The sequence below is a fragment of the Streptomyces sp. NRRL S-1813 genome, assembly GCF_000719605.1.
GTDB lineage: Bacteria > Actinomycetota > Actinomycetes > Streptomycetales > Streptomycetaceae > Streptomyces > Streptomyces decoyicus.
Genome location: NZ_JOHB01000024.1, coordinates 93,413 through 114,569, shown reverse-complemented (window position 1 = coordinate 114,569; position 21,157 = coordinate 93,413). Strand labels below are relative to the sequence as shown.

Here is a 21,157-nt window from a genome sequence, read left to right as displayed (position 1 = left end):
GCTAGATGATGCCGAAGAGCAGTCCCGCGCAGAGGACCACCAGGGAGGTCAGGGCGGCCCACTTGACGGTGAATTTGGTGTGGTCGCCGAACTCGACCTTGGCCATGCCGACGAGGACGTAGACGGCGGGGACCAGCGGGCTGGACATGTGCAGGGCCTGGCCGACGAGGGAGGCACGGGCGATCTCGATGGGGGCCACGCCGTGGGCGGCGCCGGCCTCGGCGAGGATCGGCACGATGCCGAAGTAGAAGCCGTCGTTGGACATGAAGTAGGTCAGCGGGATGCTGAGGACGCCGGTGACGATGCCCATGTGCGGGCCGAGCGCGTCGGGGATGCCGCTGACCAGCCAGCGCGCCATGTGCTCGACCATGCCGGTGCCGGTGAGCACGCCGGTGAAGACGGCGGCGGCGAAGACCATTCCGGAGACGTTGAGCACGTTCTCGGCATGTGCGGCGACGCGGGCCTTCTGGTCCTTCATCTGCGGGAAGTTGACGGTGAGGGCGAGGGCCGCGCCGATGAGGAAGAGGACCGGGATCGGCATGACCTGAAGGATCAGCAGGGTGAGCAGCGCGAGGGTGAGCGCGGCGTTGAACCAGTAGAGCTTGGGTCGCAGGGTGGCGCGCTGCGGGTCCAGGGTCTGGAGGCCGTCGTCGGCGTGGTCGCCGGAGTCGGTGGCCGGGTCGGAGTCCGGGGCCGCGTCGGGGTCCGTGCCGGAGCCGGTGCCCGCGCCGCCGGTGCCGGTGCCGCGCTGCGTACCGGCCGGGACGCCCCCCTTGCCGCCGGCGCCGACCAGGACCAGCTCGGTCTCCTCCTCGTCCGAGGCCTCCGTGACCACCCGGGTGTCGCCGAGGGTCAGGACGCCGAGCCGCTTGCGCTCCCGCCGGCCGAGGACGTACGCGAGGGCGAAGACCGCGACCAGGCCGACGGCGAGGGCGGGGATCATCGGGACGAAGATGTCGCCGGCGTCGAGCTTGAGCGCGGTGGCGGCGCGGGCGGTCGGGCCGCCCCAGGGGAGGGTGTTCATCACGCCGTTGGCGGTGGCGGCGACACCGGTCATGACCACGAGGCTCATCTTCAGCCGCTTGTAGAGCGGGTAGAGCGCCGAGACGGTGATCATGAAGGTGGTGGAGCCGTCACCGTCGAGCGAGACGATCGCGGCGAGCAGCGCCGTGCCGACCACCACCCGCACCGGGTCGGCCTTGCAGAACTTCAGGATGCCGCGGACGATCGGGTCGAAGAGCCCGACGTCGATCATCACCCCGAAGTAGATGATGGCGAACATCAGCATCGCGGCCGTGGGAGCCAGGTCGCCGATGCCCTTGACGACGTAGTCGCCCAGGTGCGCGCCCTGTCCGACCAGGATGCAGAACAGCGCGGGGATGAGCACCAGCGCGGCCATCGGTGACATCTTCTTCATCATGATCAGCACCAGGAAGGTGGCGATCATGACAAATCCGAGGATTGTCAGCATTAGGGGTACCTCACGTTCGCCCTTGAACATCTGCCGGGGGGTGGCAGTTCAGGTGACGTTAGGTCCCGCAAACTTTTGTTAACAAGGCCTTGACGCGCGAGCAATACGAGCAAAACCCCAGGTCAATACGGATCTCACCGGACGGGCGTGAGCACAACCGGCAGTCCGTTGAGCACCGCGGTGCCCGAGAGCGGGTCCAGCAGCCGCCCGGCGTTGAGCTGGTTGACGTTGACGCCGGGGTCGGCGGCGGCGACCCCCAGCCGGGTCCCGGTCCGGTTGTGGCCCCAGCCGTGCGGCAGGCTCACCACACCGGGGCGCACGGCCTCGGTGATCTCCACCGGCACCTCCAGCTCGCCGCCGTCCCCCTTCAGCCGCGCGGGCCCGCCGTCGGTGAGCTCCAGCCGCGCCGCGTCGTCGGGGTGCACCTGGACCGTGCAGCGGTTGCTGCCGCCCGTCAGCGCCGGGACGTTGTGCAGCCAGCTGTTGTTGGACCGCAGATGGCGGCGGCCGACGAGCAGCATGCCGTCGGGGCGCCGGGCGAGCCGGCCGCGCAGCCGGGCCGCCTCGGCGGCGATCGGCCCGGGGCACAGTTCCACGGCGCCGCTGCGGGTCCTGAGGACTCCGGGCACCCGCGGTGCGAGCGGGCCGAGGTCGATGCCGTGCGGGTGCGCCAGCAGCCGGTCGAGGGTCAGCCCCTCGGGGTCGGCGCCGAAGCCCTCGCCGTACGGGCCGAGCCGCAGCATCATGTCCAGCCGGCGTTCGGCTCCGGTCCGTCCGGTCAACTCCTGTGCGAGTGCGTCCGGTTGGCGTCCGTACACGGGAGAGTGCGGATCCCCGGCCGCCTTGCCGAGCGCCGTGCCGATCACCATGGCGTCCACCAGGCCGGGGTCCGCGCCGTCCTGGCCGCCCAGGCAGAGGATCAGCCGCGCATGGATCTCGCACTCGTCGGGCTGCCCGTCGGCGAGCGGGAGCACCGCCCGGGTGTAGCGGGCCTGGTTGCGCACGGCCAGGGCGTTGAAGGCGTAGTCGAAGTGCGGGCTGCGGGACGGCGGGGGCGGCGGCAGCACGACATCGGCGTGCCGCGAAGTCTCGTTGAGGTACGGGTCGACGCTCACCATGAAGTCCAGTGAGGCGAGCGCGGCGTCGAGCCGGTCGCCGTCCGGGACGGAGAGGACCGGGTTGGCGGCGATCACGACGGCGGCCCGGACGCGGCCCTCACCAGGGGTGTCGATCTCCTCGGCCAGCGCGACGATGGGAAGCTCGGACTTGGCCTCGGGGTGGCCGGAGACCCGGCTGTGCCAGCGGCCCAGGGCGAAGCCGCGGCCGGGCCCGGCCGGGCGGGGTGCGGCGCCGGTCGCCGAGAGCGGGAACATGATGCCGCCTGGCCGGTCGAAGTTGCCGGTGAGGATGGCGAGTACATCGACGAGCCAGCTGGTGAGGGTGCCGAACTCGACGGTGGTGGAGCCGATCCGGCCGTAGACCGCGGCGGTTTCGGCCGCGGCCAGCTCACGGGCCAGCCGCCGGATCCGCTCCGCGGGCACCTCGCACAGCGGTGCCACCACCTCGGGTGTGAAGTCCGCCGCCAGCCGCTCGACCTCGTCGATCCCGGTGAGGTGCCCGGCCCGCTCCCCCACGTCGGCCAGGCCCTCCTCGAAGAGCACCCGCACCATCGCGAAGAGCAGCAGGGCGTCGGTGCCGGGGCGGACCGCGAGATGCTCGTCGGCCAGCTTCGCGGTACGGGTGCGCCGCGGGTCGATGACGGTCAGCCGCCCGCCGCGGCGGCGCAGCGCCCTGATCCGGCCCGGGAAGTCGGGTGCGGTGCACAGACTCCCGTTGGAGTCCAGCGGGTTGGCGCCGATGACCAGGAGGTGGTCGGTGCGGTCCAGGTCCGGTACGGGGATGGCCAGCGGATCGCCGTAGAGCAGTCCGCTGGAGACGTGCTTGGGCATCTGGTCGACGGTGGAGGCGGTGAAGACGCTGCGGGAGCCGAGGGCGGCGAGCAGGACGGGCGGGTAGAGGGCGCCGGCGACGGTGTGCACATTGGGGTTGCCGAGGACCACGGCGACGGGGGGCCCGGCCGCTTCGCGCGCACCCGGGAGCTCGGGGGAGCCCGAGCCGTGTGCCTCGATGAGCGGGCGCAGCCCGGCCTGGACGGCGGCGAACGCCTCGTCCCAGGTGGCCTCCGTCAGCGCTCCGTTGCGGCGCACCAGGGGGCGGGTGAGCCGGTCGGGGTCGGCGTCCAGCTCACCGAAGGACGCACCCTTGGGGCAGATGAAGCCCTTGCTGAAGATGTCGTCCCGGTCGCCGCGGGCCGCGGTCACCCGGTCACCGTCCACGGTGACGCTGAGCCCGCACGTGGCCTCACAGAGCGGGCAGATGCGCAGGGCGGTACGGGTCATCGGTCCCTCCCGGGGACGGTGCCGGCGGCGGGGCTGCGTACCGTCCGACCATACCGACCGGTTGGCATGAGGGCAGCCCTCTCGGCGGAAATCGGCCCTCGGCACCCCGTCAGGCGCGCCGGTACCCGCCCGGCGCTCACCCCTCCCCCGCGCCCGGCCCGTCCAGATAACGCGCCAGATAGGCCCGGAGCAGTTCCTTGGTCTCCGTGACGATGGCGGGATCGCCGGCCGGATCCGTGCGGAAGGCGAGCTGGAGCAGCGCATCGGCCGTCTCGACGCCGACCAGGAAGGCGGTGCGCAGCCGCTCGTCGGCGGTGTCCAGGCCGAGCGGTCCGGCGAAGAGGGCGCGCAGCCGGTCGGCGACCTCGTAGTTGGCCTGCCGGGATTCGCGCGGGGCCGGGACGGTGAACTCCACCAGGGCGAAACCCGGCACCGTCCGCTTCATGGCGAGGTATTCGTCGACCACCACATCCATCGCACGGCGCCACCGCAGGGGCTGGTCGGCCGGTGCGGTGAGCCGGGCGGTGATGCGGTCCGCGTAGGCGTCGAGATTGCGCCGGGCGAGGGCCTCGGTCATGGCGCGCTTGTTGGGGAAGAAGCGGTAGACCGAGCCGATCGGGACGCCGGCCCGCAGGGCCACGGCGCGAGTGGTCAGCTCCTCGTACCCGGTCTCCTCCAGGACCTCGGCACAGGCGTCGAGGATTCTGGCCAGGCGCTGGGCGCTGCGCCGCTGGACGGGCGCGCGGCGGAGGAGGGTCGGCGGGGCGGCGGGGCGGGGGGTCGGTTGCTGCACCCGACCATCCTGCCCGTCGTCCGGCGCCCCGGCCATCCTGCCCGGCGTCCGGCCGGGCGGGGCGCCATCGGCGCGATCCGGCCGACGCGGCCGGGACTCTCCGTTGACGGCCCCCCACCGCAATCCTAAGGTCTTGCATAGGATTCCTTGAGCGGCGGGAGCACGCGATGGCAGGCACGGGCAGCGAGCAGGCGAGGAAGACGGCCGAAGGGCCGGCGTACGCCACCGGCTTCGGCAACGAGCACAGCTCGGAGGCCGTGCCGGGTGCCCTGCCGGCGGGCTGCAACTCCCCTCAGCGCGCACCGCTCGGCCTGTATGCCGAGCAGCTCAGCGGGTCGGCGTTCACCGAACCGCGCGACCACAACCACCGCTCCTGGCTCTACCGCATCCGCCCGTCGGCCGCGCATCCGCCGTTCGTCCGCGCCGAACAGCGCGCGGTCCGCTCGGCGCCGTTCACCGACTGCGTCCCCGACCCCAACCGGCTGCGCTGGAACCCCCTGCCCGAACCCGCGGGCCCGGCCGACTTCCTGGACGGGTTGTGGACGCTGGGCGGCAACGGCGACGCCACCCAGCGCACCGGTATCGCCGTCCACCTCTACTGCGCCAACACCTCCATGGACCGGCGGGTGTTCGGCAACGCGGACGGCGAGCTGCTGATCGTGCCGGAGCGCGGCGGGCTGCTGCTGCGCACCGAACTCGGCCTGCTGCACGCCGAACCGGGCGAGGTGGCGCTGATCCCGCGCGGCGTCCGCTTCCGCGTCGAGCTGCTGGACGCTGCATCCGACGGGCCGAGCCCGACAGCTCGCGGCTATGTATGCGAGAACTACGGACGGCCCTTCCAGCTCCCCGACCTCGGCCCGATCGGCGCCAACGGCCTGGCCAACCCCCGGGACTTCCGCGCCCCGGTCGCCGCCTACGAGGACGTCGAGGGCCCCGTCGAGGTCGTCAACAAGTTCTGCGGCAACCTCTGGACGGCCACCTACGACCACTCACCGCTGGATGTCGTCGCCTGGCACGGCAACCACGTCCCGTACGTCTATGACCTGCGCCGCTTCAATGTCATCGGCTCGATCAGCTATGACCACCCCGACCCGTCGATCTTCACCGTCCTCACCTCCCCCTCCGACACCCCGGGCCTGGCGGGCGTGGACTTCGTGGCCTTCGCACCCCGCTGGCTGGTCGGCGAGGACACCTTCCGGCCGCCGTACTTCCACCGCAATGTGATGACCGAGTACATGGGTCTGATCGAGGGCGCCTACGACGCCAAGGCCGAGGGTTTTGTGCCGGGCGGCGGCTCCCTGCACAACATGATGTCGGCGCACGGACCCGACCGGGAGACCTTCGACCGGGCGAGCGCCGCCGAGCTGCGACCGCAGAAGATCGACGACGGGCTGGCCTTCATGTTCGAGACCCGCTGGCCGCTGACGCTGACCGAACAGGCCCGGGGCGCCGGCCATCTCCAGCGCGGTTACGACGACGTATGGCAGGGTCTCCAGCGCCACTTCCGCCCGTGACACCGGGGATCGCCTCGTGACCACCTTCGCTCCCGACTCGCTCGCCCTGAACCGCAAGCTGCCGCTGTGGTACCAGGTCTCGCAGTCGCTGCGCGCCTCCATACTGGGCCGTTCCCCCGAGGCGCCGCTGCGGCTGCCCACCGAGGACGCGCTCGCCGCGCACTACGGCGTGAGCGTGCTGACCATGCGCCAGGCCCTCAAGGAACTGGAGGCGGAGGGCCTGATCAGCCGGCACCGGCGCCGGGGCACCTTCATCGAGCCGAGCGCCCGGCGCGGTGCGCCGGTACGGCTGCTGGGTTCGGTGGACGCGATCGTGGCCCAGCAGTCCGGGATGACCACCGAGCTGCTGGAGCACGGACCCACCACGGTGCCGTCCGAACTGTCCGAGTACTTCCCGGGCCTGGCCGAGGTGACCGGATTCCGTCGGCTGCGCAGCGACGAGGAGACCGGCGAGCCGACCAACCACGCACACAACTATGTACGCCCCGACGTCGCCGCCCTGATCGATCCGGCGGATCTGCTGCGCTCGCCGATGACGAAGGTGCTGCGGGACGCGGTGGGCGTACGGATCAGCCGGATCACCGACACCGTCGAGGCCCGGCTGGCCGACCCGGAGACCGCCCGGCTGCTCCAGGTTCCGCTGCTGAGCCCGATCCTGCACTACACGGGCATCACCTACGACGAGGACGGCCGCGCGGTCGACGTCGCCCGGATCCACTACCGGGGCGACCGCTTCTCGTTCACGGTGACGCTGGAGGCTTGACCTGTGGTTGTCGGGTGCGGTGACGGACCTCCGGGGCCGGTGTGTGGGACTGCTTCGCTTTACGTCCCACACACCGGCCCCTCCGGCCCGTCCCCTCCCGTGGGTGGATGAGTGAAGGTGAGTGGGGGCGGGCCAAGGGCATGGCCGTGCGGCTCCTTTGATCGCTCCGTCATGACCGTGACCACGAGGTGCACCGGACCACCCACGTTCACGCCCACCTGGCTTTTCCCGCCCCCCAACGGGAGGGGACGGGCCGGAGCGGGTGGGTGTCCGGACGTAAAGCGAAGCAGTCCGGACACCCACCCGCGGAGGCCCGTCACCGCACCCCGACAGCCCCGCGCAGCGGACCCGCCGCCGCAGGCGCAACGGCGGGAAACCTCCACGGCGGGAAAGCCGAAGACGCAGGGGGACGCAAAGCGCAGCGGAACGGCGGGAAAGACAAAAACGTGGGCTCAAATTCTCTCAAGGCTCCGCCCCGTACTACGCGGCCCCAGCAGTGCCACGTCCAGGCACAGCAGCAGCATCAGCGCCGCCGAGCCGGTGAACACCGCGGCCGCTCCGAGGTCGTTCAGCACACTCAGCGCGACGAACGGCAGCAGGACCGAGGTGAGCCGGGACAGCGAGTAGGCGATGCCGATCGCGCTGCTGCGCAGACCGGTCGGGAAGATCTCGGTCTGGTAGACGTGGAAGGCGTTGGAGAAGACATTGCTGCACACCGTCAGCAGGAAGCCGAAGGAGACGACGGCCCAGGTGGCGTCGGCGAACCCGAAGGCCAGACCGCAGCCGGCGATACCGAGCGCCGAGGCGATGATCAGCGTCCGGCGCTCGATCCGGTCGATGAGCGGGACGGACAGCGCGGAGCCGATCGGATAGCCGCAGAAGCTCAGCGCCGCGTACAGCAGCGACTCGGTGACGGTGTGGCCCTTCGCGGTGAGCACCACCGGCGCCAGCGACCCGAAGCCGTAGTAGCCGACGGTCTGGAGCACCTGGAAGATCCACCACATGACGGTGCGCCGCCGCTGGTCGCCCCGGAACATGTCGGCCAGCGGCACCTTCCGCTCCGGGACGGTCTCCGCCTCCGGTACGGACGGCAGGCTGCCGCCGCTCTCCCGGGCCACCCGCTCCTCCAGCCCGGCCACGATCCGTTCGGCCTCCTCACCCCGCCCCCGTACCGTCAACCACCGTGGTGATTCCGGCAGTTGGCGGCGCATGAGCTGGATGAACGCGGCACCCAGCGCACCGGCCACCAGTAGCCAGCGCCAGCCCTCGATGCCCAGCAGCCGCTGCTCGGCCACCAGCCGGGCGCCGAGCAGCGCGGCGACCGGAACGCCGAGGAACCCGAAGGTGTACGCATGGGCGATATAGCGCCCGCGCACCGCCCGGGGCAGGAACTCCGCGAGATAGGTGTCCACCAGCACGAGTTCGGCGCCGAGCCCGAGGCCGGACAGAAAGCGCAGCACCAGGAGCCAGGACAGGTCCGGGGCGAAGGCGCACAGCAGCGAGAAGAACGAGTACGCCGCCAGGTTGATCATGAACATCCGGCGCCGCCCGAAGCGGTCGGCGAGTACCGACAGCACATTCGCACCGACGAACATCCCGAGGAACCCGGCGGCGATCACCCAGGACTTCGCGGTGTGCCCGAGGTGCCACTGCTCGGCGAGGACCGCGGCCAGCACCCCGCCGAGGAAGATCTCGTAGAGGTCGAAGAAGGCGCCGAGGCCGACGATGAGGGTGATCCGGCGGTGCCACCGGGACGGCGGCAGCCGGTCCAGCCGCGCGGCGGCCCGGTGGCCGATGGGGGGTCCCCCGCGCCGTTCAGGCGTGGAGGAGGTGGTGTCCGTCATAGCGGTCCTCCCCTGAGCAGGTCCCGGCGCACAGGGCGGAGCCAGGTCCGCACCGCGTGGTCGGGCGTACGGCCAGGACCGTACTCCTTCAAGATCAGCAAGCGGAAGACCGCCTGCCCGCCCGCCCCGGACGGTGGACAGAACCTGCGGATTCGGTACGGGCGCGGGGCCGGTGGATACCATGCCGGGGTCAACCGAACGGTCCGGGAGGGGCTCCGCGTGACGGCGAAGCAGGACGCGCCACGGCTGTCCGATCTCATGCCGTGGTCCGTGGCGCCGCTGCGGCTCGGCCGTTCCTGGGTACTGGCGCCCGATCCGGCCACGCTGCGCGCCCGCTGGGCGGCGCTGGTGGACGCCGAGGACGCGGCGGCCCGCGAACGGCTGTTCCGGCCGTCCCGCGCCCGGACCCTGCACTCCGCCGTCGGCCAGCTGCCGGGCCAGGCCACCCCCACCGAGCGGCTCCACCGGGCGAGCGGGCCGTGCCCCGAGCCGGTGCGGGTGGCGCACGGCCCCTTCGACCAGCAGTGGCTGCTGCCCGACCACCGGCTGATCGACGGGGCGCGGCCGGAGCTGTGGCGGGTGGCGGACGCACGGCAGCTGTTCGTCGTCGAGTGGGGGCAGGTGCCGCAGGTGCCCGGCCCCGCGGTGGTGTGCTCCACGCTGCTGCCCGACGGGCGTTCGCCGGCCGGCCGCCCCGGACGGATCCATCCGCTCTACCGGCGGCCCGGCGGGCAGGAGCCGAATCTCGCCCCGGGCCTGCTCGAGCTGCTCGCCCGGCGCCTGGACCGCCCGGCAGGCCCGACGGATCTGCTCGCCTGGCTCGCCGTGAGCGCCCAGCACTCCCCCGACGGCTGCACGGTGCCGCTCACCGCCGCCCCGGAGCTCTGGGACCGCGGCGTCGCGCTCGGTGAACGGCTGCTGTGGCTCGGCACCCGTGGCGCCTGCGCGCCCGGGGCGGCGGGCGCCGGCGGCGGCGAACGGCCCCGGATGCCGGGCGGCCGGCGCCCGTACGTACGCTCCGCGCTCCCCGCCCGCGGACTGCCCCAGGACTTCGGCTACGACCCGGAGGAGGAGGCGCTGCTGCTCGGTGACGGCCGGATCTCACCGGTGCCGCGGGGCGCCTGGGACTTCCACGCGGGCGGCGTACGCGTCCTGGAGGCCTGGCTGGCCGAGCGCACCGGCGCCGCCGCGGCGGGGACGGAGGCGCCCGAGGCCGGTTCGCTGGCGGCGCTGCGCCCCGCGAACTGGCCGCAGGAGTGGACGTCGGAGCTGCTGGAGCTGATCACCGTACTGGCGCTGCTGGACGAACTCCGTCCGGAGTGCGAGGAGTTGCGGGAGCGGACGACGGACGGTCCGCAGCTGACGGCGGGCGAACTGCGCGCGGCCGGCATCCTCCCGGCGCCGGTCTCCGCGCACCGTCCGGCCTCCGTGCTCGACCATCACGAGGAGGGTCCGGAGGGGCAGTTCGCGCTGTTGTGAGCGCCCCGGTCCGCGGCGCTGCCCGTGTCCGCCCGGCGTCGTGCTCTCCACCGCTCAGGACCGGCAGCACAGTGTCACGGACAAAAAAAACCCACCCGTCGCGGAGCAACGGGTGGTGGGGAGTGGTGCACCGGCCGGGCGGGGACGAGGCCGGGCGAAGAGCGGGCGCCGCACGGCACCTCAGGGGCGAGGAATTCCGCCCCGGCGAGCACACCGACTAGCTGCCGGCGCCCTGGGCCTGACGAGCGATCGGACCGCAGTGCTGCGCCGGGACGGTGTGATCGCCCGAGATACCGCTTCAGAAGCGGCTCAGCCGTGACCCCCGAACAGCGAGCGCCGCAGCCTGCGCAGCGGCGCGAACAGCGACACCCTGGCGCCGCGGCCGTTCCTCGTACGCGAATGATCACGCTTGGTGAGCTCTCGCATCAGCAACGTCGCCCCCTCCGCCTCACGCTGTGGGATGGCGGGACCACCCAGCACCGCGAGATGGCGGTCGAGACGCGTACTGGACGCACTGCTCCCGCAGTTGATGGCAGGGACTCGCGCCCTGCTACGCACTGTTATCTGTTCCATGACTCTCCCCACCCTACGAGGGCACCCGGCCCGGGCAGGGTAACCCTATCTCTCTCGGAGGACACGCGTGCAGACCGGTCAACGGATTCACCTGCCTCGCCTTGACGTTGACGAACACCATACGGAATGTCACGTACACCGCATGGACCAGGGCGAGTTGAGCGTCATCGGGCTTCGGCGGAAGCCCTGCGGGATGCCTGACAGGCCGCCAGGGCCGCCGGGAAGAGAGCGGGATCTCACCGTCTCCCCCCGGCGCCCGGCGGGCGGATGATTACGCAGCGGAGGCGAACACCGGCAGATAGCCGCCGGACTGCCCGGTGGCGGTGGGGTGGTAGGACTCCAGGACGGGGAAGGTCACGCTGTGCAGCCAGGCACTGCCGGAGCACAGCTCATGGCCGGTAAAGGTGGCATTGACATCGGCGAAGCGGAAGCCGTGGTCGGCCGCCCGCTTGGCGGTGGCGCCGTTGATGTCGTCGGCCGCGGCGTTGATCGCGGCGCGGGACTTCTCGGAGAGGCCGGCGATACAGCTGCCGCCGAGCTTGTAGAAGTGGGGGTAGCCGACGACCACCACATGCGCGGCCGGGGCCTTCTGGGAGATGGCGTTGTACACCCCGTCGAGCTGACCGGGCAGGGTGTTGTCGATGTAGCTCCTGGCCTGGGCCACCCGTGACAGACAGGCGCTCTCGCCCTGGAGCGCACAGGTCGTCATGGTGTCGGCGAAACCTGCGTCGTTGCCGCCGATGGAGATGCTGACCAGGCCGGTGGAGCTGTTGAGGGGGGCGAGCTGACCGCTCAGGACGTCACCCGTTCGGGCGCCGGAGCAGGCGGTGAACTGGAAGGAGGAGGGGGAATGCGCGGCCGCCCAGAGGGCCGGGTAGGCCTTGGAGCTGCGCTTGCAGGAGCCGCTGGCGCTGTCGTAGCTGCCGGCTCCGACACCGGAGGAGTAGGAGTCGCCGAGGGCCACATAGCCCGTGGCGGTGGGGAGTTGGGCGGACGCGGCGGCGCCCGCGCCGGTGAGCGCGAGCGCCGTGGTGACGAAGAAGGCGGACGTCAAGGCCGCAAACCGGGACAGTCTCATGGAACCTCCCTTAGCAGGATCTCTGCCACTTTTGTCGTACCAAAACTCGCCGGTAGCCGGAAGTGTCCATGCCAAAAATGGTGAACGGTCCACGGCAAATGTGCCGTTCCGGGGGGATATTCACCGCACGTTCCTGCTCCGGCGTGCAGGGCGGCGACAGCTATCACGGCCGAAGCGGGGCGGCCTGATCGGGCCCGTGCGGTGGGGCGCGATCTTGACACCCGCGGGCAGCCGGCGGACACGTCAGCCCTCGGTGGTGCGCCGGCGGCGGGCGAGGCCGGGCACGAGGAAGGCGGTGGCCGCGATGAACGCGGCCACCAGCAGGAGCACCAGTGCCGGACGGGTCCCCAGGCCGAGCAGCCCGGCACCGAGGAGGCCGCCGGCGAACAGCCCCGCGACCGAGAACAATCGGCGGCCCCCGGCGTGGCTGCCGTACCCCAGTCTCTTGTCGCGCCCCAGTGGTGACCCGCTCACCAGGGCCGTCATCGCCCGGGTCGCCACCGTCGTCGTGAGGTCGGGCACGGCGGCCCGTATGGCGGTGACATTGCGCAGGCCCATCGCCACCGCCATCAGCCCGATGGCGGCACAGCGCCGGCCCGGCGGCAGGCCGCGGGACGGCCCCGACTCCCAGGCGGCCGCCGCGGCGGCGACCAACAGCGCCGCCTCCGTGGTCAGCGCGACCGGGAACCACTGGTGGTGCCGAGCGGCCAGCGCCGATTCCAGCCGGGCCCCCAGCGCCGCGCCCACCGCAAAGGCGCCGAGCGACACCGCCGTCACCAGGACCGGCCGCCCGCCCTGCCCGGCGATCCCGAAGCCGAGGAAGAGCAGATTGCCGGTCTGGTTGGCGGTGAAGACCTGACCGAGCGCCAGAAAGCTGACGGCGTCGAGCACTCCGGTGGCCACGGTCAGACCTACCATGATCACCGTCAGGACGGTTCCGCTCGGCGGCTCCACGGACGCGGCTCCTTCCAGCGGTGTCACCCCGCCTCCCGGCACGTCCTCCCAGTCTCCGGACGGCCGGCCCGCACAGCCGCCATTGCGCCGTCCGAGGGCGGCCCGCCGGAGCCCCGCCCCGTACCCGGTTGCGTAGCATCCGGCGCTTATGGGGGGCGAAGCTGCCAATGCACACCAAGACCATCGCTCACGACGGCTCGTACGATCAGCCACCACCCGACGACCGGCCGACGAGCGCCACCGTGTCGCTGGTCGCGGGGGTGGCGGCCGGCATCGGTGCCATCGGCGCCGTCCTCGCGCTCGCCGGCATCGGCTCGCCGCTCCGTGCGCCGTTCACCCTCTTCTTCCTTCTGATGGCGCCGGCCGGTGCGCTCGCCGTGCTGCTCGGCCGGATGGATCCGCTCGGCCGCGCGGTCGCCGCCGGGGCCGGCGCGCTGGCCGTCGATCTGCTGGTGGCACAGACCATGCTCGCGCTGCATCTGTGGTCGCTGCGCGGCGGTGTTCTCGCCGTGGCGGCGCTCAGCGGCGCCCTGTTGCTGGTCGGCGCGGTGCGGCGGCGGGCCCGCCGGGCGCCCGGAAGCCGGGCGGACTGATATGGACGTGGCGGTGTACCGTCCCGGTGAACTGACCGGGGCCGACCGGAGCGCCTGGACCGCCCTCCAGTCCCGGGCACGCTCCCTGGGGGCGCCGCAGCTGGCGAACCCCTTCCTCTCCCCCGAGTTCACGCTGGCCGTCGGCCACTGCCGCGGCGGGGTACGCATCGCGGTGCTCCACCAGGACGGCGGTCCTGCCGCGTTTCTGCCCTTCCAGCGCTCGGCGCTCGGGACCGGCCGGGCGATCGGCCTGGGCGTCTCGGATGCCCAGGGGCTGGTGCACCGGCCCGGGTTCCGGTGGGACGCCCAGGAGCTGCTGCGGGCCTGCGGGCTGTCGGTGCTGGAGTTCGACCACCTGGTGGCCGGCCAGAGCCCCTTCGAGGCGGCCTCGTTCAGCGGTCACGCCTCGCCCGTCATCGAGGTGGACCAGGGCTTCGAGGCCTATCTGACGGGACTGCGGGCCCGGTCGCCGAAGTTCACCCGGTCCACCCTCGCCAAGGAACGCAAGCTCGGCCGGGACATCGGGCCGCTGCGCTATGTCCATGACGAGCGCGATCCGGCGGCGCTGCGGGAGCTCATGCGGTGGAAGTCCGCGCAGTACCGCAGGACGGGTCGCAGCGACCGCTTTGCACAGCCCTGGATCGTCCGGCTCGCACAGCGGCTCTTCCACACCCGTACGGAATCCTTCGCGGGGCTGCTGTCGGTGCTGTACGCGGGCGAGCGGCCGGTCGCGGCGCACTTCGGGCTGCGTTCACCGTCCGTCCTCGCCTGCTGGTTCCCGGCCTACGACCCGCAGTTCGCGAAGTTCTCCCCCGGGCTGGTGCTGCATCTGCGGATGGCGCAGGCGGCGGCCGCGGACTCCATGGACTATCTCGACCTGAGGCGCGGTGCGAAAGATGACAAGGACTCCCTCAAGACCCGTGAGCTCGTGGTGTCCGAGGGGTGGGTGATGCGGCGGCATCCCGTGGCACTGGGGCATCGCGCGCGGCGTGCGCCGGTCCGTGCGCTGCGCAATGCGGTGCTGGCCAGGCCGGAGCTGTTCGCGCCCGCCGACCGCCTGCTCAAGCGGGTGGGCCGGATCCGGTCGGGGGATGACTCATAACCGTCGCAAGCCCCCGGCGCCCTGGTTTTCGCAGCCTTCAAGACGGCGCAACGGGGCGCGCGCCGGTGCATCAATACGGGCGTGCCCCCATGTGCACCTGCCGGTTGCCGCAAAGGGTATTTGACGCCGGAAGTCGTGCCCTACAGTCCCAGTCATCAATTGCGACGGACACCCACCCGCATCGGACGATCCTCGCAAGACGGCTCTTGGGGAGAGCGCGAGCGACACGATGAAGCGACCGGTGCGGTGCGCGGGGGGGCCCGTGCGCTCGGTCGTCGCCTGCTGATCACTGCTTGCCGATGACCGGAGCACGAGGGCGCTGGTGGCCCGCAGCGTCGGCGCGCGGGACGGGCTGGCGACCGAGCGGCGTTACACGACCCGGGTGCTGCCCGTGGGGGTGCTGCGCGGGGTACGGGACGCGCTGCTGCGCAGGCCGGGCGGCGCAGGCCGGGCGGGCGCGATCGTCGCCGGGGTGGCGGCCGCGGCGGGCGGCTATGTGTGGGGAACCGTACGGGCCCGCGGGAAGCGCGCACCCTTCGAGACCCCGGTGGGCGGGGACCACGCGGAGAGCGGTGCCGTGGGGGCGGTCCCGGCGCGCGAGAGGGCGGCGGCATGAGCGAACACCCGACCGTGGTGCCGATTTTGATGTACCACGCGGTGACCGTGGCCCCCACACCCGCCGTACGGGAGCTGTCCGTGCCGCCCGAGGCCTTCGCCGCGCAGCTCGCGGTGCTGGCCGACGGAGGACATGGAGCGGGTGCAGTACGAACCGGCCCTGGCGCCGCGCGATCCGGGCCGGGTCGGCCCGGTCGTCACCGCCCTGCGGGACGCGGGGCCGCAGTCGTACCTCATCGTCAACCACGGCCAGTCGGAGTCGCTGCGGCTGGACTCCGGATACCGCAAGGACTGGGAAGCGCGGCTGCGCACCGCCCTGGACGGGCGCCCCGAGCTGCGGCGGGTGCTCTCCAACCGGCATGCGGCGGTCTACGAGCTGACGCGGCGCCCGGCGGGCGAGGTCCCGCAGCCCCGGCCCGGCCGGCCCGGTCCGCAGGTGACCTGGACCCCGTGGTCGGTGCTCGGTGCGCCGGCCGCGCTCGCGCTGGTCGTGGTGCTGGCGGCGCGCGAGGTGCTCCGGGTCGCGGTCGCGCCGAGCGTGCGCCAACTGCACTGGATCCAGGGGCTGTTCTGGTTCTCGCAACCGCTGCTTCTGGTGTTCCTGGCGGCGCTGGTGCAGCGGTTCATGACGATGTCGTGAGGGATGACCAGAGAGCCGGTCGGCGAGTCCGCAATCGTAAGGACCCGGCCCTGACGTTCCCCCCATGACGTCGCACATTGGGCAGATTAGCGAGCGAAGGAACCGTTACGCCCGGCTTTCTGGGTAACAGTTCTGTTCTGGTACAGGGAAAACGCCGGGATAATCCGTGTACGCGACGGGCCGCTGTGACAGATCATGGCGGCATGTGTGCCGATCACGTCCAGCCGACCGCCGCCGAGGAGTCCCTTCCGCTCCGGCTGACCATGGACGACAGCGATTCGCCCTCCGATGTCGTCGATGCGCTCTTCCTGGGGCGGTTCGCCAAGGGCGAACAGCCGTACGCCCGCAGCCGGTCCCTGGACCGGGTGAAGTCGGGACTGACGCTGCTGCCGACGGGCGCACGGATCCTGCGCTCGGCGAAGGACGAGGACCGCAGCGCCACGCTCGCCGAGGGCGACGGTTTCACCCTGCTGGTCTCGCGCTGGAACCGCGGCGCCGATGTGACGGTCACCGCCGTCACCGACGCCCTCGCCGAGAAGGTGCTGGCACAGGCCGCGGACGGGGCGCAGGACGAACCGGAGCCGCAGCCGGAGAACGTCCCGATGGGCTTTTGGTACTTCTCCCCACGCCGTGGACCGCACCGTACGTCCCGCCAGATCTCGGCCGGCACCTGGGAGGAGATCCGGCCCAACTACACCGCTCCGGTGGCCGATGCGATGGACCGGCTGATGAAGGTGGCTCCCGAGGAGATCGCCGGCCGGCTGCTGTTGCTGCACGGCCCGCCCGGTACGGGCAAGACCTCCGCGCTGCGCACGCTCGCCCGCTCCTGGCGCGACTGGTGCCAGGTGGACTGTGTGCTGGACCCGGAGCGGCTGTTCAACGACGTCGGCTATCTGATGGACATCGCGATCGGCGAGGACGACAGCACCGGCAAGGGCCGCTGGCGGCTGCTGCTCCTGGAGGACTGCGACGAACTGATCCGCGGCGAGGCCAAGCACGCCGCGGGCCAGGCGCTGTCCCGGCTGCTCAATCTGACGGACGGACTGCTGGGCCAGGGCCGTAACGTCCTGGTCGGCGTGACCACCAACGAGGATCTGGAGCGGATGCATCCGGCGGTGATCCGCCCCGGGCGCTGTCTGGCCCGTATCGAGGTCGGCCCGCTGAGCCGCGCGGAGGCCGTGCGGTGGCTCGGCACGGAAGCGGGCATCGGACGCGAGGGCGCCTCGCTCGCCGAACTCTATGCGCTGCGCCGCGGCATCCGGCCCACGTCGGTCCCGGCCCAGGACGCCGGAGCCGATGCCGGGCTGTACCTCTGACCGCGCCCCGCGCCCCCGCGCCCCGGAGATCCTGCGAAGGGCGGCCGCACCACTGCCGTACCGCTGCCGCACCGCCGAACCGCGGTGCGGCGGCGGCCGCCCTCCGGCCGAGACGGGCGGCATGGCGTAACCCCCCGCGATCCGCGATCGTATGCGGCATGGAGTCCGATGAAACCGAGATGCGCGAAACGGTCCGCGAGCTGGCCGAGGCACTGGAGACGATGCTCAACCTGATCAGAGCCGATGCTCTTCCCACCACTCCCGAGGCGCACCGCCTCATGCGGAAGGCGATGACCTTCCTCGAGGAGTCGTCCCCCCGGATCACCGCCCCGAGCGGGCCCGGCGAGATCCTCCCCCTGGCCGCCGCCCTCAACAGGCTGATCATCTCGGGGCGGGAGCAGATCCTCGACGACGCCATCGCCGCCTCCCCCGTACCCGACCATCCGGACCTGTGAACGGTCCGCACAGGTCGACAGTCCGCACCGGCCCCCGGAACGGACGGATGCCGCCATGGAACCCCGGGACCACCGGTATCGCCGCAGGTCAGCGCGCCCTTCCCCGCGCCTTCAGCGGCACCGGAGGCAGTTCCGGAGCGGGCAGCGGCCCCCCGTCGTACCCCTTCACCTGGCCGAATCGCTGCCCCGCCATCCAGTCCGCACGCGCCTCCTCGATGTCCTCCTGTGACCGCCCCACGAAGTTCCACCACATGACGATCTTCTCCTCGAAGGGTTCGCCGCCGAGCAGCATCAGGCTGCTGTCGGAGTCGGCGCGCAGGGGCAGTTCGCTGCGTCCGCAGCCGAGGTAGAGGAGAGCGCCGGGGGCCAGGCGCACCCCGTCGACCTGGCTCTCGCCGGAGATGGCCAGCGCCGCGTACTCGAAGTCGGGGTCGACCGGCAGACGGGCGTCCGTGCCGGCGGCGAGGGTGAGGTCGGCGCCGGCCAGCGGGGAGTAGGTGGTACCGGGTGAGGTGGCGCCGTCCAGTTCGCCGAGGATGACGGTGGCGGAGAGTCCGCCGCCGCCGGTGATCACCGGCAGGTCGGTGTGGTGCTCGAAGGCCGGGGCGGTGTCGCGGTGTTCGCCGGGGAGCGCCACCCACAGCTGGGCACCGTGCAGGAACGGGCCATGGCCGGGCGGCGACTCCTCGGAGTGCGCGATCGCCCGGCCCGAGGTCATCAGGCCCAGCTCCCGCGGCCGTACGGACTGGAGGCTGCCGAGGCTGTCGCGGTGCAGCACCTCGCCCTCGCGCAGCCAGCTGACGGTCTGGAGGCCCATGTGCGGATGCGGCGGCACCTGCATCCCGGGCTCACTGGCGATGTCGTCGGGGCCGTAATGGTCGACGAAGCACCAGGCGCCGACCATCCGTCGGCCGAGGTTCGGCAGCAGTCTGCGGACGACGGTGCTCTCGCCGAGCGGTACCTGTTTGCCGGGCTGTACATCACGGACCGGGCCCGTACGGCCGTTGCCGCCGCACGGATGGGGCGCGGGTCTGAGTTCGAGGTTGCTCATGGCGCCACGATAGGCACGGCCGGGGTACGGTCCCGGCAGGCACACGAGGTGCCCGGGGATGATGCCCCGTCATGCATACAGCTCGCGCAGCCGTACGGACAGGCAGGTCACACAGCCCTCCAGCTTCTCGAACTCGCTGATGTCCACACCGACCGGCTGATATCCCAGGTCGGCGAAGAGCTCGGCGCTCCGGGGCGCGGAGGCGGCCATCAGCAGCTTGCCGCCGCCGAGCAGCACGACATGGGAGCCGGACTCCTCGGCGACGGGCAGGAAGCGGGGGAACGCGGCCGGGTCGTCGACCAGGGGAGGGTGGCCGATGACGGTGCCGTCCGGGAGTGCGGTCACCGCGGACTTGAGATGCAGCACCCGGCTCACCGGTACGGCGACCACGCGGGCGCCCAACGGCTCGAAGACGGCGCGGAGTTGGCGTACTCCGTCGGCGTTGGTGCGGCCGCCGCGGCCGACGTAGAGGGTGTCGCCGACCTTCAGGACGTCGCCGCCGTCCAGGGTGCCGGGCGCCCGGATCTCGTTGACGGAGCAGCCGAGCGCCTCCACGGCCGCGCGGGCGGCGGGCACCTCGGCGCGTCGGGGGCCGGCGCCGGGGCGGGCGAGCAGCGCGACATTGCGGAACACCACCATGGAGTCCTCGACGAAGACCGCGTCGGGGCAGTCGTCGGCGGGGTCGACCTCGGTGGTGTGCCAGCCGTGGTCGCGCAGCACCTGGACGTAGGCCTCCCACTGGCGCAGGGCGAGCGCGGGGTCGACCGGGCGCCGTTCGATATGGGTGACCAGGCCCTCGGCGAGGCGGGGGCCTGGACGGCGGACGAGCGCCTGCTTGCTGGGCATGCGGCTCCTTTCGGGCGTGGGCGCGGTGGCTGCGCTCAGGCGTCGGTGCGGTAGGTGGCGCGCAGGGCGTCCTCGACGGCGGCGAGGGCGGCACGGTGGTCCAGGCCGAGGCGCCGGGCGCGGCGGGCGTAGCTCTCGGCGGCCGCGGCGGCTTCCTTGTCCGCGGCCTCGCCGGCCGCCGCGATGAAGCTGCCGTTGCGGCCGCGGGTCTCGATCACACCGTCGGTCTCCAGGGCGCGGTAGGCCTTGGCGACGGTGTTGGCGGCCAGGCCGAGGTCTTCGGCCAGACCGCGGACGGTGGGGAGTTTGTAGCCGACCGGCAGACCGCCGTCCCTGGCCTGGTCCGCGATCTGGGTGCGTACCTGCTCGAACGGCGCGGCGTCCGCGGCCGGATCGACGGTGATGGTCAAGGTCTGCGGGGACACGGTGGCGCTCCTGGTGCTGGTGGTGGTGCGGGCCGATGCACGACGAACCGCTCCCGGGGGCTCGTCCCCCGGGGATGCGTGACGTACTCGTACCCGTCGGTGCGCGGTTTTGTCGCACCCATTGTGCGTCAGGAGCGGCTGCGGTGCCGGGAGGTCTCACACCTCGGGGGCTCACCGTGGCGTTGCCGACGGCGAACCGTCCGGAGGCGCCGCGCCTCTCTCCCCCTCTCCCCCGCTCACGCGAAAAGGAGCGGCACAACGGCCTGCCGGCACGTACCGTCCGCCGTCATGACGCTTACCGTGCGCGACTTCCGCCCCGCCGATGCCAAGGCCGTCGCCGACCTGAGACGGGCCGTGGTGCCGTACCGGCTCGCCACCCCGCAGGGCATCGCCTGGGAGGTCTCCACCGCCCCCGCGGCGCAGTGTCTGCGGCTGTTCGTCGCCGAGCTGGACGGCCGGGTCGTCGGAGCGGTCCAGGCCTCGGTGCTGCACGACGCCGACGTCCCCGGCCAGGCCGCGGCCACTCCTGAGGTCCATCCCGGGCACCGCGGCCGGGGTGTCGGCCATGCCCTGCTGATGTCGGCCGAGGAGCACCTCGTGGCGGCCGGCGCCGAACGGCTCTTCGCCTGGGCGGTGGACGAGCCCGGCGTCCCGGCCTTCGCGGAACGCCACGGCTACCGCCGCACCCGCCGGGCACGCTATCTGCGCCTCGATCTCACGGCCGCCGGCCTGCCGCCGCTCCCCTCCGCCCTCCCCTCCGGCGTCCGGCTGCACACCGGCGCGGACTTCGAGGCCGACCCGCACCCGCTGTACGCGGCGGACGCGGAGGTGACCGCGGACGAGCCGGGCGATGTCACCTGCGACGCCATGGCCTACGACGACTGGCTGCTGCACACCTGGGAACACCCCCACATCGACCTGGACCTGACCTCGGTGGTGACCGTCGACGGGGAGATCGCCGCCTTCGCACTGGCCGCCACCGACGGGCGCGCCCGCTGCTCCTCCGCCATGACCGGCACCCGCCGCGCCTTCCGCGGCCAGGGCCTGGCCCGGCTGGCCAAGACCGCCTCCCTCCACCGTGCCCGCGACGCGGGCTGCACCGAGGCCTTCACCCACAACGACGCCGGCAACGTCCCGATGTTCGCCGTCAACCACGCCTTCGGCTACCGGCCGTTCGCCGGGGCATGGCGGTATGTGCGGGAGGCGGGGCGGGACTGACGCGCCGCCCGCGTCACCCGCGCCGGCC

General features: G+C 72.3%; 20 protein-coding genes. 10 read left to right on the top strand and 10 right to left on the bottom strand.

Annotation, left to right across the window (positions count from 1 at the left end; translation table 11 throughout):
- Position 1: 1 nt before the first annotated feature.
- The 3 genes from IF67_RS0127850 to IF67_RS0127840 form a co-directional block, all read right to left on the bottom strand.
- On the bottom strand, positions 2-1,471 hold the full coding sequence (locus tag IF67_RS0127850) for a CitMHS family transporter (protein ID WP_030990225.1): 1,470 nt from the start codon (positions 1,469-1,471) through the stop codon (positions 2-4).
- 134 nt (positions 1,472-1,605) lie between these two features.
- Positions 1,606-3,870, bottom strand: a complete 2,265-nt coding sequence (locus IF67_RS0127845) for a molybdopterin-dependent oxidoreductase (protein WP_030990223.1) — start codon at positions 3,868-3,870, stop codon at positions 1,606-1,608.
- 136 nt (positions 3,871-4,006) lie between these two features.
- On the bottom strand, positions 4,007-4,663 hold the full coding sequence (locus IF67_RS0127840; RefSeq protein WP_030990222.1) for a TetR/AcrR family transcriptional regulator: 657 nt from the start codon (positions 4,661-4,663) through the stop codon (positions 4,007-4,009).
- Positions 4,664-4,830: 167 nt separating this feature from the next.
- On the opposite strand from IF67_RS0127840, the gene hmgA reads away from it, so the two are divergent.
- Positions 4,831-6,177 carry a homogentisate 1,2-dioxygenase gene (hmgA, locus tag IF67_RS0127835; RefSeq protein WP_030990220.1) on the top strand — a complete coding sequence of 449 codons (1,347 nt, stop codon included), beginning with the start codon at positions 4,831-4,833 and terminating at the stop codon, positions 6,175-6,177.
- A 16-nt stretch (positions 6,178-6,193) separates the two neighbouring features.
- Positions 6,194-6,940, top strand: coding sequence for a GntR family transcriptional regulator (locus IF67_RS0127830; protein ID WP_030990218.1), 747 nt, complete (start codon positions 6,194-6,196; stop codon positions 6,938-6,940).
- A 452-nt stretch (positions 6,941-7,392) separates the two neighbouring features.
- On the opposite strand, the gene IF67_RS0127825 is transcribed toward IF67_RS0127830, so the two are convergent.
- The gene (locus IF67_RS0127825) at positions 7,393-8,784 is read right to left on the bottom strand and encodes an MFS transporter (protein WP_030990216.1); all 1,392 of its coding nucleotides are present in this window, start codon (positions 8,782-8,784) and stop codon (positions 7,393-7,395) included.
- 219 nt (positions 8,785-9,003) lie between these two features.
- Here IF67_RS0127825 and IF67_RS0127820 point away from each other — a divergent pair, with 219 nt between their 5' ends.
- Complete coding sequence (locus IF67_RS0127820; protein ID WP_030990214.1) at positions 9,004-10,263, top strand: type ISP restriction/modification enzyme; 1,260 nt, start codon at positions 9,004-9,006, stop codon at positions 10,261-10,263.
- A 309-nt stretch (positions 10,264-10,572) separates the two neighbouring features.
- Here IF67_RS0127820 and IF67_RS42085 read toward each other — a convergent pair whose 3' ends face one another.
- The 3 genes from IF67_RS42085 to IF67_RS0127810 all read right to left on the bottom strand — a co-directional run bounded on the left by IF67_RS42085 (position 10,573) and on the right by IF67_RS0127810 (position 12,868).
- The gene (locus IF67_RS42085) at positions 10,573-10,836 is read right to left on the bottom strand and encodes a hypothetical protein (RefSeq protein WP_078889670.1); all 264 of its coding nucleotides are present in this window, start codon (positions 10,834-10,836) and stop codon (positions 10,573-10,575) included.
- Positions 10,837-11,107: 271 nt separating this feature from the next.
- A complete protein-coding gene (locus IF67_RS0127815) occupies positions 11,108-11,914 on the bottom strand; it encodes an SGNH/GDSL hydrolase family protein (protein WP_030990212.1) in 807 nt (268 codons plus the stop codon).
- A gap of 243 nt (positions 11,915-12,157) precedes the next feature.
- Positions 12,158-12,868 carry a YoaK family protein gene (locus tag IF67_RS0127810; protein WP_030990211.1) on the bottom strand — a complete coding sequence of 237 codons (711 nt, stop codon included), beginning with the start codon at positions 12,866-12,868 and terminating at the stop codon, positions 12,158-12,160.
- 167 nt (positions 12,869-13,035) lie between these two features.
- On the opposite strand from IF67_RS0127810, the gene IF67_RS0127805 reads away from it, so the two are divergent.
- The 6 genes from IF67_RS0127805 to IF67_RS0127780 all read left to right on the top strand — a co-directional run bounded on the left by IF67_RS0127805 (position 13,036) and on the right by IF67_RS0127780 (position 17,589).
- Complete coding sequence (locus tag IF67_RS0127805; protein WP_030990209.1) at positions 13,036-13,461, top strand: hypothetical protein; 426 nt, start codon at positions 13,036-13,038, stop codon at positions 13,459-13,461.
- A gap of 1 nt (position 13,462) precedes the next feature.
- Positions 13,463-14,563, top strand: a complete 1,101-nt coding sequence (locus IF67_RS0127800) for a GNAT family N-acetyltransferase (RefSeq protein ID WP_030990207.1) — start codon at positions 13,463-13,465, stop codon at positions 14,561-14,563.
- A 322-nt stretch (positions 14,564-14,885) separates the two neighbouring features.
- Complete coding sequence (locus tag IF67_RS0127795) at positions 14,886-15,179, top strand: hypothetical protein (protein WP_030990206.1); 294 nt, start codon at positions 14,886-14,888, stop codon at positions 15,177-15,179.
- A 132-nt stretch (positions 15,180-15,311) separates the two neighbouring features.
- Entirely contained in the window at positions 15,312-15,818 is a 507-nt protein-coding gene (locus IF67_RS0127790) for a hypothetical protein (RefSeq protein WP_030990204.1), read from the top strand.
- A gap of 203 nt (positions 15,819-16,021) precedes the next feature.
- Positions 16,022-17,134, top strand: a complete 1,113-nt coding sequence (locus tag IF67_RS0127785) for a DUF5925 domain-containing protein (RefSeq protein WP_030990203.1) — start codon at positions 16,022-16,024, stop codon at positions 17,132-17,134.
- Positions 17,135-17,292: 158 nt separating this feature from the next.
- Positions 17,293-17,589, top strand: coding sequence for a hypothetical protein (locus tag IF67_RS0127780; RefSeq protein ID WP_030990201.1), 297 nt, complete (start codon positions 17,293-17,295; stop codon positions 17,587-17,589).
- 88 nt (positions 17,590-17,677) lie between these two features.
- Here IF67_RS0127780 and IF67_RS0127775 read toward each other — a convergent pair whose 3' ends face one another.
- The 3 genes from IF67_RS0127775 to IF67_RS0127765 form a co-directional block, all read right to left on the bottom strand.
- The gene (locus tag IF67_RS0127775; protein WP_030990199.1) at positions 17,678-18,640 is read right to left on the bottom strand and encodes a pirin family protein; all 963 of its coding nucleotides are present in this window, start codon (positions 18,638-18,640) and stop codon (positions 17,678-17,680) included.
- A gap of 69 nt (positions 18,641-18,709) precedes the next feature.
- Positions 18,710-19,486, bottom strand: a complete 777-nt coding sequence (gene ddaH / locus IF67_RS0127770; protein WP_030990198.1) for a dimethylargininase — start codon at positions 19,484-19,486, stop codon at positions 18,710-18,712.
- Positions 19,487-19,521: 35 nt separating this feature from the next.
- The gene (locus IF67_RS0127765) at positions 19,522-19,911 is read right to left on the bottom strand and encodes a GntR family transcriptional regulator (protein ID WP_030990196.1); all 390 of its coding nucleotides are present in this window, start codon (positions 19,909-19,911) and stop codon (positions 19,522-19,524) included.
- A 288-nt stretch (positions 19,912-20,199) separates the two neighbouring features.
- On the opposite strand from IF67_RS0127765, the gene IF67_RS0127760 reads away from it, so the two are divergent.
- Positions 20,200-21,129: a GNAT family N-acetyltransferase gene (locus tag IF67_RS0127760; protein WP_030990195.1), complete on the top strand. Its 930-nt coding sequence runs from the start codon at positions 20,200-20,202 to the stop codon at positions 21,127-21,129.
- Positions 21,130-21,157 lie beyond the last annotated feature (28 nt).

Bases quoted from the DNA above. Each gene is read 5' to 3' on its own strand.
- IF67_RS0127775 (WP_030990199.1), bottom strand. From the start codon at position 18,640: ATGAGCAACCTCGAACTCAGACCCGCGCCCCATCCGTGCGGCGGCAAC.
- IF67_RS0127785 (WP_030990203.1), top strand. From the start codon at position 16,022: ATGTGTGCCGATCACGTCCAGCCGACCGCCGCCGAGGAGTCCCTTCCG.
- IF67_RS0127850 (WP_030990225.1), bottom strand. From the start codon at position 1,471: ATGCTGACAATCCTCGGATTTGTCATGATCGCCACCTTCCTGGTGCTG.
- IF67_RS0127800 (WP_030990207.1), top strand. From the start codon at position 13,463: ATGGACGTGGCGGTGTACCGTCCCGGTGAACTGACCGGGGCCGACCGG.
- hmgA (WP_030990220.1), top strand. From the start codon at position 4,831: ATGGCAGGCACGGGCAGCGAGCAGGCGAGGAAGACGGCCGAAGGGCCG.
- IF67_RS0127815 (WP_030990212.1), bottom strand. From the start codon at position 11,914: ATGAGACTGTCCCGGTTTGCGGCCTTGACGTCCGCCTTCTTCGTCACC.
- IF67_RS0127825 (WP_030990216.1), bottom strand. From the start codon at position 8,784: ATGACGGACACCACCTCCTCCACGCCTGAACGGCGCGGGGGACCCCCC.
- IF67_RS42085 (WP_078889670.1), bottom strand. From the start codon at position 10,836: ATGGAACAGATAACAGTGCGTAGCAGGGCGCGAGTCCCTGCCATCAAC.
- IF67_RS0127780 (WP_030990201.1), top strand. From the start codon at position 17,293: ATGGAGTCCGATGAAACCGAGATGCGCGAAACGGTCCGCGAGCTGGCC.
- ddaH (WP_030990198.1), bottom strand. From the start codon at position 19,486: ATGCCCAGCAAGCAGGCGCTCGTCCGCCGTCCAGGCCCCCGCCTCGCC.
- IF67_RS0127845 (WP_030990223.1), bottom strand. From the start codon at position 3,870: ATGACCCGTACCGCCCTGCGCATCTGCCCGCTCTGTGAGGCCACGTGC.
- IF67_RS0127805 (WP_030990209.1), top strand. From the start codon at position 13,036: ATGCACACCAAGACCATCGCTCACGACGGCTCGTACGATCAGCCACCA.
- IF67_RS0127790 (WP_030990204.1), top strand. From the start codon at position 15,312: ATGGAGCGGGTGCAGTACGAACCGGCCCTGGCGCCGCGCGATCCGGGC.
- IF67_RS0127760 (WP_030990195.1), top strand. From the start codon at position 20,200: ATGACGCTTACCGTGCGCGACTTCCGCCCCGCCGATGCCAAGGCCGTC.